At 60.1% G+C, this 12,784-nt stretch carries 13 protein-coding genes; 1 reads left to right on the top strand and 12 read right to left on the bottom strand.

Going from position 1 to position 12,784, the window contains the following annotated elements:
• Window positions 1–203: 203 nt before the first annotated feature.
• From AC1D10_RS15505 to AC1D10_RS15515, 3 genes are all read right to left on the bottom strand, one after another.
• Complete coding sequence (locus AC1D10_RS15505; RefSeq protein WP_477273202.1) at window positions 204–962, bottom strand: LuxR C-terminal-related transcriptional regulator; 759 nt, start codon at window positions 960–962, stop codon at window positions 204–206.
• A 489-nt stretch (window positions 963–1,451) separates the two neighbouring features.
• Entirely contained in the window at window positions 1,452–2,156 is a 705-nt protein-coding gene (locus AC1D10_RS15510; RefSeq protein WP_477273204.1) for a Crp/Fnr family transcriptional regulator, read from the bottom strand.
• 508 nt (window positions 2,157–2,664) lie between these two features.
• On the bottom strand, window positions 2,665–2,889 hold the full coding sequence (locus tag AC1D10_RS15515) for a hypothetical protein (protein ID WP_477273206.1): 225 nt from the start codon (window positions 2,887–2,889) through the stop codon (window positions 2,665–2,667).
• Window positions 2,890–3,326: 437 nt separating this feature from the next.
• Here AC1D10_RS15515 and AC1D10_RS15520 point away from each other — a divergent pair, with 437 nt between their 5' ends.
• The gene (locus AC1D10_RS15520; protein ID WP_477273208.1) at window positions 3,327–4,754 is read left to right on the top strand and encodes a hypothetical protein; all 1,428 of its coding nucleotides are present in this window, start codon (window positions 3,327–3,329) and stop codon (window positions 4,752–4,754) included.
• 403 nt (window positions 4,755–5,157) lie between these two features.
• Here the strand turns inward: AC1D10_RS15520 and ccoS are convergent, their stop codons facing one another.
• From ccoS to AC1D10_RS15565, 9 genes are all read right to left on the bottom strand, one after another.
• On the bottom strand, window positions 5,158–5,304 hold the full coding sequence (ccoS, locus tag AC1D10_RS15525) for a cbb3-type cytochrome oxidase assembly protein CcoS (protein ID WP_477273210.1): 147 nt from the start codon (window positions 5,302–5,304) through the stop codon (window positions 5,158–5,160).
• Window positions 5,301–7,595, bottom strand: coding sequence for a cation-translocating P-type ATPase (locus AC1D10_RS15530; protein WP_477273212.1), 2,295 nt, complete (start codon window positions 7,593–7,595; stop codon window positions 5,301–5,303). The genes ccoS and AC1D10_RS15530 overlap by 4 nt, the downstream gene beginning before the upstream one ends.
• Window positions 7,596–7,600: 5 nt before the next feature.
• The gene (locus AC1D10_RS15535; protein WP_477273214.1) at window positions 7,601–8,407 is read right to left on the bottom strand and encodes a DUF2189 domain-containing protein; all 807 of its coding nucleotides are present in this window, start codon (window positions 8,405–8,407) and stop codon (window positions 7,601–7,603) included.
• Window positions 8,408–8,453: 46 nt separating this feature from the next.
• On the bottom strand, window positions 8,454–8,666 hold the full coding sequence (locus tag AC1D10_RS15540) for a hypothetical protein (protein ID WP_477273216.1): 213 nt from the start codon (window positions 8,664–8,666) through the stop codon (window positions 8,454–8,456).
• Window positions 8,663–9,544: a cytochrome-c oxidase, cbb3-type subunit III gene (ccoP, locus tag AC1D10_RS15545; protein WP_477273218.1), complete on the bottom strand. Its 882-nt coding sequence runs from the start codon at window positions 9,542–9,544 to the stop codon at window positions 8,663–8,665. The genes AC1D10_RS15540 and ccoP overlap by 4 nt, the downstream gene beginning before the upstream one ends.
• On the bottom strand, window positions 9,535–9,705 hold the full coding sequence (locus tag AC1D10_RS15550) for a cbb3-type cytochrome c oxidase subunit 3 (RefSeq protein WP_379092680.1): 171 nt from the start codon (window positions 9,703–9,705) through the stop codon (window positions 9,535–9,537). The genes ccoP and AC1D10_RS15550 overlap by 10 nt, the downstream gene beginning before the upstream one ends.
• Complete coding sequence (ccoO, locus tag AC1D10_RS15555) at window positions 9,702–10,445, bottom strand: cytochrome-c oxidase, cbb3-type subunit II (RefSeq protein ID WP_477273221.1); 744 nt, start codon at window positions 10,443–10,445, stop codon at window positions 9,702–9,704. The genes AC1D10_RS15550 and ccoO overlap by 4 nt, the downstream gene beginning before the upstream one ends.
• 5 nt (window positions 10,446–10,450) lie before the next feature.
• A complete protein-coding gene (ccoN, locus tag AC1D10_RS15560; RefSeq protein WP_477273223.1) occupies window positions 10,451–12,103 on the bottom strand; it encodes a cytochrome-c oxidase, cbb3-type subunit I in 1,653 nt (550 codons plus the stop codon).
• A 162-nt stretch (window positions 12,104–12,265) separates the two neighbouring features.
• A complete protein-coding gene (locus AC1D10_RS15565; protein WP_477273225.1) occupies window positions 12,266–12,730 on the bottom strand; it encodes a group III truncated hemoglobin in 465 nt (154 codons plus the stop codon).
• Window positions 12,731–12,784: the final 54 nt, after the last annotated feature.

Here is a 12,784-nt window from a genome sequence, read left to right on the forward strand (position 1 = left end):
AGCACTCCGCAACTATCCACTTGCGGCACACTGTCAGGAGTTCGGGGCAACGAATCGCGTCGGAGGACGGCCGTGTGTCTTCGGCGGCTCCCGACGCCATTCGTGGCAACGGAAATCAATCGACCTTCACTGAATGAATGTGTAGTGCGGTACAAATACGACCCGCCAGGATTCACCCAAGGCGGGTCGTTTATTCTTTGCGATCACTCTTCGGCCAGAGCTCCTTCTGCGAAGAGATCATTGACCTTGTAGGCCACTTCCGTGCGGTTGCTCGCCTTCAACTTCTTCATGATGTTTCGGATGTGGACCTTCACGGTGCTTTCGCGCAGGTTCAGTTCGTAGGCGATGATCTTGTTCGCCTTGCCGCGCCGTAGTGCCTGGGCGACCTCTGCCTGCCTGAGCGTGAACATGCCCGTCAATGGCTGCGTGTCGCGGCTACCTGAACCTATAAGGTGCCGCATGGAAAGGACACTGCTCGCCGGGACGAAGATGCCTCCCGCTGCCGCAAGGTTGATCGCCTCGACACAGACGTCGATCCCGACCGAGGTTGGAATGTAGCCGCGTGCGCCGCATTCGAGAGCCGTCAGTATCTGTCCAAGGTCTTCGGTGTCGGCCAGGATGACCACGGGGACTGACTTGAACTCGGACGAAATATGCCTGATCTCGTCGGCTATGCCGTGATCGGTGACCTTCCGGCCGCCAAGGTTGAAGAGTATAGCTGCAAGTGGAGGGGCCGCCCCCTTTTTCATGCGCCAGTCTTCGATCGAACCCATGGCGACGACCGCCATGCCCAGTTCGTGGTCCTCGAGGGCCGATGCCAGACACTCGCGGTCTAGCGCCCTTCCGTCGAGGATGAGGAGGCTTTGCCTGCCTGCTTGTCGGTGGACATTTTCCGTTCCGCCGGATGGAACTCCTGACGGATTTGTTGAAGTGTAATTCTGCAGTTCTACTGAGGAACCCATACCTATACCCACCCTTTCCCACACACGCCGCCCTACGGCGGCAAATACAGCCCCCTGAAGTCTCTGGAGTTTTGAAGTTTGATACCCAGCCCGTTTGAAAGCTTGCGATCTGGATTGCCCAAATCGAAGCCTTCAGCAGTTCTTCGCTTCTGCCACTTAGAACAGCTTGGCCAGTCTATGGTCTATTTATAAGCGGTCTCTAACTTAGGTTAATTTTTGGTAAATTTTTGAGCCTGCCAAGAGACCGGAGCCAAGCCGGACCCTAAGCGCTGCGATCCGCCTGAAGACACAGGGATGGGGACCGCTTGGCCATTCTGCAGCGCAGCCCGTGATATCAGTGGCCCTGCGCCTTTTTTGTGGATGTGCTGTAGTATGTGGGGCGTCCCGTATTTCGGCAGCACGTTCCCGCCGTGCGATAGACGGAGCTGCCGTCGGTCACGACGCGAACGAACCACCAGATAGGTTAAACCAGAGCGAGAGGAATAACCCTTACTTGAGGTACTCAATGTCGAATCCGGCTGTGTTCACCAGCTTCTTGCGGTTGATCACCTCTACATGGCCTGCCCTGAAAGAGACGAGATCGGCCTTGCGAAGTTCCCTCAACGTCCGGTTGACGTGAACGGTGGTCAATCCAAGAATGTCGGCCAATTCGTGCTGGGTAAGGGGACACTCATATCTTCCATGGGTCGACAGACCAGCCTTGGAGAGCCTCTCATCCAGTTCGAGCAGGAAATGGGCGGTGCGGCTCATCGCGTTCCGCCGCCCCACATTCACAAGATGTTCGGCAAGGATGGCGTTAAGGCGGGCCAGGGAGCCGGCGATCTTGTTTCCGAGACGGCCTTCCGACAAGACGGCCTCGACCAGTTCCTTCCTGGAAGTTTCATAAACAGCCAGTTCGGTTATCGAAGCCAGCGACGCGAAACGGGGTCCGTCCATTGAACGGAAACCGACAATGTCCCCTCCGAGAGGAGTGTCGATGATCTGCCGCTCTCCGCTCGGTAACTCGCGGTAGAGGAGGGCCCAACCCGACTTTACGAAGAATATCCTGTCGTCGTCGTCATCCTGGCGACATATGACTGAGTGGGGTTTGTAGATTCTTGCGGCAACACCGAGAAAATCGTTGTTGCCCCAATCAGTTTTCGACAATGCCCCGCCCACGGGTTGCGAGCGTATGAACTGCAACAGCGTCTGCATGAAACTCCGCAGGATTGCGTCATTTTCCTGCAACCTATAATGGTTTCCGTCGAAAGGCCAGTTGTAGCCCGACATTTACTTTTGTCGGATACATCATGCCATCAGACAAGCCAATCACCCAGTTGCGGTTAGTTCGGCCGGCCCTCATCCGATAGGCGGAAGTGCCATCCGCCTGCATCCCCTGATAACACTACATCTTACCCCCAAAAGCTTGGTTGACCCTCCAAAAGCTTCGTTGACGGCATATGTTGCCAAGGCTGAACATTGGAGTGCCGGCGTCTGCTCAAGGCTTACGCGGCCTGTCCGTGGAGAACGCGTAGACAGGGTAGGGGAGTCACTGCCCGCCCCGGTGACTCCCCTGCCGCCCTGCGGCGAATACGCCGTCAGGCCAATTCCAGGACAAGTTGGTTTGGAACAAGCAGAATCCGCCTGCAGCGCGTGGCTGACGTCGACAGGAACTATGAAGGCGTCACTGCAAGCCTTCGAGGACGCCCGTAAAGGCCTGGTCTCAGGCGTTTCCCTGGGGATCAGCCTCGCTCAGCCACTGCACGTCCAGAACCGTTCCGTCAGTCTGGATCACGACTTCGAAGGCGTCGATCAGCCTTTTGGCGGCTTTGCTGGCAATGTGGGACTCGGGGTACTTGGCCTTCACGGCCCGCGCGCGCTCGTACACTTCCTTGAGTTGTCTGAACTGCTTTGGCCCGAACGTGCGAAATACAACCTGAGTGGTCATACCGCTTCTCCTCCTCACGGACAAACTCTAAACAACCCGCCCGTTGCCCAGCGCTCCCACCTTCCCATGTTTATCACAGAGTTTCGCGATTGAAAGCAAAACATGTCTGCAATTGCGCAGTATAAGGTGACCATATCCTTGATCTAGACGTTCTTTGGTAGGTGTTGCGGATCAAGGGTTAGCCATTTGCAGGAGGCGTAGCCAGATTGCGAAAAGGCCGCCGTCGCGTGCCGCCGTGCATTTTACAACGCAACGGCCGTGACCGGGACATGCAGCCATTCAGCCTTAAAGCGTACTCCGTGTCCTGCGGATACGGTGTCAGGCTACGTCCTTTGGCTCTCTTGTCCGGGATATCCATCTGCCGAAAAATGAGCGGTCGGACAGCTTCCTGCGTCCGCACAGTCCGGGGCCAAACCAAACGGAAGGCTCGATCGACAATGCAGGTCTCGTTGGTGGGGCTGCTGGTGTGCGCGGCCATTTTGGTCGTTGCCCGCTATTCCAGGGGAATGCTGATCATCGGCCTGATCGCTTCCCAGGCGTTCGGTGCGACGGCCATCGTCACGCTGACCTTCTTAGGTGGGTCGTCCCCGCTGATCTACACCATGTTTGCGGCCCTGCTCGTCATGGCCGCCACGGTCAGGCGTCGCATCTGGTTCGACCTTGGAAGTGTGTTCGGGAGCATCCGCCCGGTCTGGGTTCTCACAAGCCTCATGGTTTATGCAGTCATCGGGGCATGGCTGTTTCCAAGATTTTTTGCAGGACAGACCACCGTCTTCGTGCAGTCGAAAACCCGAGACGCCGTCGTAGAGGCGTCCTTGGCCCCGGTTTCTGCCAACATTTCACAGACGGGCTACTTCATCCTTGGCGGGCTCACCGCCATCGCGCTTTGTGTGCTGCTGCTGCACTCCCAAAGGATCGACCAAGTCCGCCGCGGCTTCTTCTTGTGGTGCGGTCTGCATACGGGCATGGGGCTCGTCGACTTTATCGGCAAGAATGCAGGACTGGGAGACTTGCTGGCCCCGATCAGAACCGCCAACTACGCGATCATAACGGGATCGTACGAGGCAGGATTCGTGCGGATCACGGGACCTTTTTCGGAGGCCTCTTCGTTCGCCGCCGTTTCCCTCGCCTGCCTGGCATTCTGCTACACGTACTGGAGAAAGACCAAGTCACGCCTTGCCCAGTGGCTGGCGGGCATCCTGCTCTTCCTGACCATTCTGTCGACTTCATCGACCGCTTACATCGGTCTTGCTCTCCTGTGCCTCCCGGTCGCCTTCTCGATGTTGGTTTCAGTCCTCAGGGGGCGGGTTGAGCGCGAGGACATACTGGTAACCGCTCTGATGGCGATAGGCGTGGTCGCCATTATGGGCATCAGCCTCTACCACGCCGGAGCCTTGGAGCCTTTCGTCAGGCTGATCAACAGCACCATCATCAACAAAGCGGATTCTGCCTCGGGCCATGAGCGCACCTATTGGAACCTCAAGAGCCTGCAGTCCTTCCTCGACACCAGTGGCCTTGGCGTCGGTTTCGGCAGTTCGAGGGCGTCGAGCTGGCCGATCGCGATCCTTTCCCAACTTGGCTTGTTCGGATCGCTGATGATGGCGATCCTGCTCGGCGTCCTGGTCAGCGGAATAGGACGGATGCGGGAATGGGTGGACCCAGAAACTGATGCGGTCGTGACGAGCGTCAGGAACGCTTCTCTCGCTGGCATAATCGCCAGCTCTGTGTCCGGCGGCAGCGCCGATCCAGGCATCCTCTTCTTCATCGCACTTGCCGTCGTTTCCGCCACGAGGGTCCGTGCTCAGCGTACCATGGCAGCGTTTGGGCGAACCACCTGGCATCAGACAACGGCAGAGGCAATATGAAGGTCTGGCCGTGGAGGCAGAAGCTCGAAATGCTGTTCGCCATCGCCCCAAGGTACGTTTTGTCGCGCCGGCGGGCCTGTGCAGCCGCGCGAAAGTGGCAGCACCATAGCCGAAGGTTGTGGCTTCAGCCTCCCTCATCATGCCGCCACTGGTCGCTTGAAAACAATGGTTGTCCACTCCCCTTCGCCAGGAACGGAACTCCCCTCCAACTGGGTTTCGCATTCTCGGCCAGGGATTGTACGGTCGGCGCTTCGGGCCTGCCGCGCTCTAGCCAGGTTTCGGCTTCAGGCAGACCGACGTCGTCATAGGCTACAACAACGCGACCGCTATTTATCGAATTATCAGTTCCAAAACCAAAACATTGTCTTGCCGGCGCAACACCAGTCGGAGTGCTTTGGGCTTGTCACTCAGGATCGTCGTCCAAAAGGATTCTCTGCGCCGCTCCGTCGAGGTCGTCATACTGTCCGGACCGCAAGGTCCACATGAAGGCCGCAAGTCCGGCGAGCCCCATCAAGACTGCGACCGGCACCAGAACAGTCAGGTAACTCATGATCCCATACCTATCGGCTGCAGGTCCGGATGAACGGATGCGGCTTGCCTGGCGGGCAGGTTTCCAGCGGGGGCATGACCCAAACGCAGGGCATTGGCCACCACCAACACAGACGAGAGCGACATTGCGGCTGCCGCAACGAGCGGAGTGATATACCCGCACACGGCAAAAGGCACCGCAATGGCATTGTAGCCGACTGCCAAGGCGAAATTCTGCCGGATCAGTTTTCCCGCATTGCGTGAAATCTCGTAGGTGTCGGCGACGCTCGCAAGGCTTTCCTTCAGGAACACGAAGTCGGCAGCATTGCGGCCGACATCGGCCGCCGTCGCCGGGGCCATGGAGACATGCGCGGCGGCGAGGGCTGGCGCGTCGTTAAGTCCGTCTCCCACCATCAGCACCTTGGAGTCGGCAGCGGTGAGAGCCGCGATCCGCTCAACCTTGTCGGATGGAAGCATTTCCGCCGTGAAATCATCGATGCCGAGGTTCAAAGCCAGGTCTGCCACCGCAGACCTGCGGTCACCGGACAGGATCCCGACACCGAGGCCCTGCCGACGCAATCGCTCGATCGTCGAACGCGCGCCGCCTCGCAGGATGTCTTCAAACACAAGCCGCGCCAGTTGCTGCCCGTCCTGGACCAACAGCGACACCGAAAACCAACCGTCCGCGCCATCCGGCATCTTGCGGCCGAGCGCCCACTCCGGCCGGCCCAGGCGGTAGACGGAGGTTCCCATCCTGGCTTCGAGGCCGCGGCCCGGGTATTCGACGAGATTGTTCATCGGGGCCGCTCCAACCTGGCCCGGCGATGCGGCAGCGAGAATTGCGACGGACATCGGATGCCTCGAACCCGATGCTATCTTGGCCGCAAGCGCGAGCGCACCGGGGTCAACGCTGGCGCTGTTGACGAGATGTGGACGGCCGAGCGACAGCGTGCCGGTCTTGTCGAACAGCACAGTGTCGACTTCGGCGAGGCGCTCGAGAGCAGAGCCATCCCTGACCATGACGCCTTTTTCGAAAAGGCGCCGGGCGGCAACGACCTGCACGATCGGAACCGCAAGGCCGAGCGCGCACGGGCACGTTATGATCAGAACGGCGATGGCGATCGAAACCGATGCGTGCCAATCCCTGGTGATGGAGAGCCAGCCCAAAAAAGACAGCAAGGCGATGGCGTGTACGACAGGCGAATAGAGCGCCGAGGCACGATCCGCCAGTCTGCGATAGCGCGCTCTGCCCCCCTCGGCGGCTTCCATCATTCTGATCATTTCCGCCAGAAATGAGTCCTTTGCCTCGGCGGCGGCTCTTATCGTCAGCGGCCCCGTCAGATTGAGAAGCCCGGCCTGGACCAGCGTTCCCACAATAGCGGGCCTGGGTGCCGATTCCCCGGTGACGACCGAACAATCGAGTTCCGAAGCACCGTCCATGACGATCCCGTCGACAGGGACCCTGTCGCCGGCGGCAATGAGCACGGAGGTTCCCGGCCGGATCTCGGCAATCGGGACATAGTGCCGGCCGTCGGCATCTACCACGATCGCTCCCCTCGGTGCGAGGCTCGCAAGCCCTGCCACGGCCGAACGCGCCTTTTCCCGCATCACATGGTCGAGGGTGCGGCCGATGAGCAGAAAGAACAAAAGCGATGTCGCCGCGTCGAAATAGGCATGCGGCCCGCCGTGAATCGTATCGTAGAGGCTGAGTCCGAACGCCATCAACACGCCGATGGAAATCGGCACATCCATGTTTGTCCGGCCGTTTCGCAAGGCAGCCCAAGCCGAGGAAAAGAATATCCGCCCCGAATAGACAATTGCCGGTAAGGCGAGCGCCGCGGAAATCCAGTGGAACGCTTGGCGGGTTCCGCCTTCGGCTCCGGACCAGACCGAAACCGACAGCAGCATGATGTTCATGGCGCAGAAGCCCGCGACCGCGAGCGCCTTGATGAGTCGGGAATATTCGGGACTGCGCTGGTCGGCGTCCGTGGTGAAGACATGCGACTCGTAACCCGCAGCTCCTAGCGCGCCGATGAGATCGGGCGCCTTGTCGGCGCCCGGACGCCATTTCACGACGGTCCGTTTCATGGAAAGGTTGGCTCGGGCATATTCGACGCCGGGCAAGGCCGACAAAGCGCGTTCGACCGTGGCCATGCAGGATGCGCAATGAATTTCGGGGACCGACAGGTCAGTTTGAAAAAGGCCACCGCCAAGATCGCGACTGACAAGCAAAAGCTCTTCGCGTGGACTGGCAACCCCACCCGCCGGGCCGATCTCCAGGGCGGCTTCGGCTCCGGGTGCGCAGCAACTCACGACCGCTACTCCTTCAGCCCCGGTTCAACCGATATCGTCCTGTAGGCGTGCCATGTGGCATGCCCGAGCAGGGGAAAGGTGACAATCAATCCGACCAGCCCGGTTCCAAGACCAAGAAGGGTCAGCAGCAGTACGATTGCACCCCAGGTGATCATCACCGGACGATTGTTCCAGACCAGCGAAATGCTGGTGCCCATCGCGGTAAACGCGTCCGTACGCTGGTCGAGGAGCATGGGCACCGAAAAGGCGCTGATGGCGAAGGAGAATGCGGCGAACACTCCGCCAACCGCTGTACCGACAACCAACATTGCCCAGCCGATGGTGGTTGTGAAAAGCATCGGGGCAAGATGATCGAAACCGGGGAAGGGCCGCCAGCCGAAGAACAGGGCGTATATGATGACCGCGGCACGCATCCACAGCAGCGCCAGGCCGAGCATGATGAAGCCGACGAAGAGAATCTGGGCGCCGGAAGCCGGCCGCACGAAGATCATCCTGGCCAGAGAGATGGCCCTGCCCTGTTCCAGCGAGCGGCTTTTTTCATAGAGGCCGACCGCTATGAGTGGGCCGACCACCATGAAGGCGGCGGTAGCGGGAAACAGGATGTAGTCGAGCCGAAACAGGAAAAGGCCGCCAACGATCAGCGCGGAAACGGCAAAGACCGCCAGCCCGTAGGCGAGACTAGGGGCCGGCGTCGACATCAAGTCGTGCCAGCCGGCGCGCAGCCAGCCGAACGCGGCGTTGGCCGGGAGACCGCGGTTGCGCGATCCGACGTGCACGAACTCTTGGTCATTGGCGAGATGGAGATCACTCATTTCCATGATCCTTCCTGTCGTTTCGTCGTGCCGCGCCTCTCGAGCGTCAGCACGACGAACTGGCCGCAGCGTAGCTGTTCTTCGCCGGGTCGCCGGGGTCCTTCAAATGCGGCACGCAGTCCGCTTGCGACGCGAAGGACACGTACACCAGATGGAAGTTGGCGGCGGCGACCAGCGCCAGTCCCGCCGTGACCAGGATGAGCGCGACAGTTCGCGAGCGCGATCGCGGCCTCGACGGCAGGGCGGGATGGAGGCTCACTGGGGCACACTCCGGAGGGAAAGCACATAGAGAGCGAGTATCTTGCGCTGGGTCGCGGTGAGGCGCTGTTCCCAATGAGGCATGGTGCCCTGCCGGCCGCCATAGACTGTCGTGGTGACGGACTGGAGGTCGCCGCCATAGATCCAGTTGCTGTCGGTCAGGTCAGGCGCACCGAGGTCGTGCTTGCCTTTGGCATCGTCACCATGACAGGCGATGCAATTCTGTTTGAAGACGTCCTGTCCTGCGGCAATGCTTTGCGGATCGGCATCGAGGCCGTCGGTGGTGCCGCCGAGTGACCGCACATAGGCGACGACGTCGGCCAGTTGCTTGCTCTCGATCACCCCATCGCGGCCAAAGGCCAGCATCTGCGAGGTCCGCGTATCGGGGTGGGTCGAGTTGATGCCGACACGCAGTGTTTCAACGATTGTTTTGGGATCTCCGCCCCAGAGCCAGACGCCGGCGGTGAGGTTGGGAAATCCGGGGCCGCCCGTCGCTTTGGTGCCATGGCAAGCCGCACAATTGTCGCCAAACAGCGTGTGGCCGGTTTCTTCGACTGTCTTCATCATCGATGGATCGGCCTGAATCGCCGCAAAATCCATTTGATCGATCTTTTGGGTCCAGGCCGCACGCTCCAGCGTCGCGTCCTTTACCAGGCGGTCGACGCTGGTTTTCTGGTCAATTCCAAGCAGACCCTTGGTGTAGGTCTTGCCCAATGGCCAGGCGGGCATGAGGACCCAGTAGCACACGGCAAAAAGGATGGTGGTGGCCAGGAAGAAGAACACAATACGCGGAACCGGCGTGTAGAGCTCCTTGATGCCATTCCACTCATGACCGGTCGTGGCCTGTCCCGTGACGGGATCGCGCTCGCCTATTTCCATGGCTTGTCGTCTCCGTCGAGAATGCTGTCTTTCGCCCTTTCGAACCGCTTCTTGTTCGACGGCCAGAACGTGTAGACGAGGACGCCCACGGCCATCGCGATCAGGTAGAAAAGGCCCCAGCTTTTGGAGAAGGCGACGACGGCTTCGTGTTCCCAGCTCATTGCGCGGCCTCCGGCTGCACGGCAACCTCCGCCTGGGCGGCGGCGCCGGTCAGGTGGCCAAGGATCTGCAGATAGGCGACCAGCGCATCCATTTCGGTAACTGTCGCTGGATTGCCGTCAAAGGCCCTGACTTGCGTTGCCTGCCCGTAGCGCTTGGTAACGCCGGCGGCGAAATCACCGTCCGGCGCGGTTTGGCCGAGCGCATCCTGGGTCGCATTGGCGATCATGTCGTCGGTGTAGGGAACGCCGACGTCCCGGAGGGCAGTCAGGTGCTCGCCGAGGTCGTCGATGCGCAGCGGGTTGTCGAGCAGCCAGCCAAATTTGGGCATGATCGATTCCGGAACCACGGTTCGCGGGTTGATCAGGTGGGCGACTTGCCAGGCGTCGGAATATTTGCCGCCGATGCGGGCCAGATCCGGTCCCGTGCGCTTTGATCCCCACAACATCGGATGATCGTATTTCGATTCAACGGCGAGCGAATAAGGGCCGTAGCGTTCGACTTCGTCGCGCAGTGTCCGGATCATTTGAGAATGGCAGGCGTAGCAACCCTCGCGCATGTAGATGTCGCGCCCGGCCTGCTCTAGCGGGGTGTAGACCCGCATATCCGGCGCGTTCTCGACCGTGTCGTCGATGGTGAACAGCGGGGCGATTTCCACAAAGCCGCCGATGCTGGAGACCAAGACGATGGCGAGGACAAAGCCGATGGCGCTGCGTTCGATTTTGCGGTGGAATTCTGGCATGATCCTCACTCCGCCGGCTGGGCGACAGGCGCCAGATGGCGCTGCGGCGCGTCATCGCCCGGTTGCAGCGCGGCTTGCGAATGGCCGCGGACCGTCATCAGGATGTTGTAGGAGCCGGTGATGGCACCGAGCAGGAACAGCAGCCCGCCGAAGGCGCGAGCGATGTAATAGGGATGCATCGCCACCATGGATTCAATGAAGGAATAGGTGAGCGTTCCGTTCTCGTTGTATGTCCGCCACATCAAGCCTTGCAGGATGCCGGAATTCCACATGGCAAAGACGTAGATGACCGTCCCCGAGATCGCTAACCAGAAATGCACCTCGATCAGTTTGGCCGAATACATCCGTTCACGCTTCCACAATGCCGGGACCAGACAATAGATCGAGCCGAAGGTGATCAGCGCCACCCAACCCAGGGCACCGGCATGGACGTGACCAACGGTCCAGTCCGTATAGTGGGAAAGCGCGTTGACCGGACGGATCGCCATGAACGATCCTTCAAAAGTGGTCAGGCCGTAGAAGACCGCCGCCGCCATCATGAAGCGCAAAGTGGCGTCGTCGCGCACCTTGTGCCAGGCGCCGTTCAGCGTCGCGAGCGCGTTTCCCGCCGAGGCCCACGATGGCACCAGGAGGACCAGCGAAAACGTCATCCCCAGCGTTTGAACCCATTCGGGCAGGGCGGTGTAATGCAGGTGGTGTGACCCCGCCCACATATACATGAAGGTGATGCCCCAGAAGCTGATGATCGACAGCCGGTAGGAATAGATCGGCCGACCCGCCCGCTTGGGCAGGTAATAGTACATCATCCCGAGAAAGCCTGAGGTGAGGAAGAATGCGACGGCGTTGTGGCCGTACCACCACTGCGTCATCGCGTCCTGGACGCCGGAGAAGGCCGAATAGCTTTTGGCATGGCCGAACGACACCGGCATGGCCAGATTGTTGACGATATGGAGGATCGCCACGACCAGGATGAAGGCCATGTAGTACCAGTTGGCGACGTAGATATGCGGCTCCTTGCGGCGAGCCAGCGTGCGAATGTAGATCGCGAAATACACCACCCATACGATGACCAGCCAGATATCGGCGTACCATTCCGGTTCCGCGTATTCCTTTGATTGCGTGACGCCCATGAAATAGCCGGTCGCGGCCAGGACGCAGAACAGGTTGTAGCCGAGCAGGACGAACCAGGGGCTGAACTGGTCTGGCAGCCGGGCGCGCGAGGTCCGCTGCAGCACATGGAAAGACGTGGCGATCAGCGCATTGCCGCCGAAGCCGAAGATCACTCCGCTCGTATGAACCGGCCGCAAGCGGCCAAAACTTGCCCAGGCCGCGTCGAAGGTCAGATCGGGCCATGCCAGCAGGCTCGCTACCCAGACGCCGAAGAACATGCCGACCATGGCCCAGATCATGGTCAGGATGACGCCCACCTTGCTCGGGTCGTCATAGTAGTGGTCCAGACGTTCTGCAGAGGGCTCGGGGGCATTGAGCGCCGAAAGCATGACGAAGATCATCGCAACGCTTGCTGCAAGCACGATAAAGCCATGCACCCCAATCGGATCGCCGCGACCAGCTGCCGCCATGGCCAGTCCGACCATTGCCATCAGGATCAGCACGACGATTGAAAGTTGGCGTTCGCCGGATGTCAGTTGAGCAAGCATGTGCGTCCACCGTCAGATGCCCGTCAGGGCGAAATCGTCCCTCGGGTTTCGCATGGCTGTGCGGCGGCTGATTTGATCTGGCGCAAAGACGAAGCTGATTGCACCCGACAAATGTCGTTTTCGAACATCCGCCCGGCGGGTGTTCGCCAGGCAAGGTCCGGCTCAGCCGTCCTCGGCTGTCGCAATGTCGGTTGCCGATGAATTGGGAACCGGAAGGCGAAAGAACATCGCCAGCTTCAGGCTTTTCGCAATGCGTTCGGCACGATCGACAAAGACCGCAGCCGTTTCCGGGGCAAAGAGCGCCGCGGCGGTCTCGCCGAATATGGCTAGCCAGATGTCGAAATCGGCCTCGGTCACATCCTTGAGTTTCAGATGCGCGGGCACCGGACGTCCGTGGTAGTCGCCGGTCTTGAGAATGACGGAACACCAGAAGTCGGTCATTTTCTCAAGGTGCGGCTCCCAGTCGCCGGTGATCTCGCGCGCAAAGATCGGCCCGAGCCGTTCGTTCTTCCGTAGTCTGGAGTAGAACTCGCGAACCAGCACGCCAATGCTCGCCCGGTCAACGCCTGGATCGCCCAACGGCCGCTCTGCGGGCGGTCGCGCCTGATCGATGGCAGATGAGTTCATGTTGATCCTTTCGGCGCTTGTGGTCTCTTCCGATCCTTGCCTCGAAACGCGGCA

Source organism: Mesorhizobium sp. P2_A8, from assembly GCF_056404935.1.

Excerpts from the sequence above, each read along its gene's own strand:
- AC1D10_RS15505 (WP_477273202.1), bottom strand. The coding sequence starts at position 962 with ATGGGTTCCTCAGTAGAACTGCAGAATTACACTTCAACAAATCCGTCA.
- AC1D10_RS15510 (WP_477273204.1), bottom strand. The coding sequence starts at position 2,156 with ATGCAGACGCTGTTGCAGTTCATACGCTCGCAACCCGTGGGCGGGGCA.
- AC1D10_RS15515 (WP_477273206.1), bottom strand. The coding sequence starts at position 2,889 with ATGACCACTCAGGTTGTATTTCGCACGTTCGGGCCAAAGCAGTTCAGA.
- AC1D10_RS15520 (WP_477273208.1), top strand. The coding sequence starts at position 3,327 with ATGCAGGTCTCGTTGGTGGGGCTGCTGGTGTGCGCGGCCATTTTGGTC.
- ccoS (WP_477273210.1), bottom strand. The coding sequence starts at position 5,304 with ATGAGTTACCTGACTGTTCTGGTGCCGGTCGCAGTCTTGATGGGGCTC.
- AC1D10_RS15535 (WP_477273214.1), bottom strand. The coding sequence starts at position 8,407 with ATGAGTGATCTCCATCTCGCCAATGACCAAGAGTTCGTGCACGTCGGA.
- ccoP (WP_477273218.1), bottom strand. The coding sequence starts at position 9,544 with ATGGAAATAGGCGAGCGCGATCCCGTCACGGGACAGGCCACGACCGGT.
- AC1D10_RS15550 (WP_379092680.1), bottom strand. The coding sequence starts at position 9,705 with ATGAGCTGGGAACACGAAGCCGTCGTCGCCTTCTCCAAAAGCTGGGGC.
- ccoO (WP_477273221.1), bottom strand. The coding sequence starts at position 10,445 with ATGCCAGAATTCCACCGCAAAATCGAACGCAGCGCCATCGGCTTTGTC.
- ccoN (WP_477273223.1), bottom strand. The coding sequence starts at position 12,103 with ATGCTTGCTCAACTGACATCCGGCGAACGCCAACTTTCAATCGTCGTG.
- AC1D10_RS15565 (WP_477273225.1), bottom strand. The coding sequence starts at position 12,730 with ATGAACTCATCTGCCATCGATCAGGCGCGACCGCCCGCAGAGCGGCCG.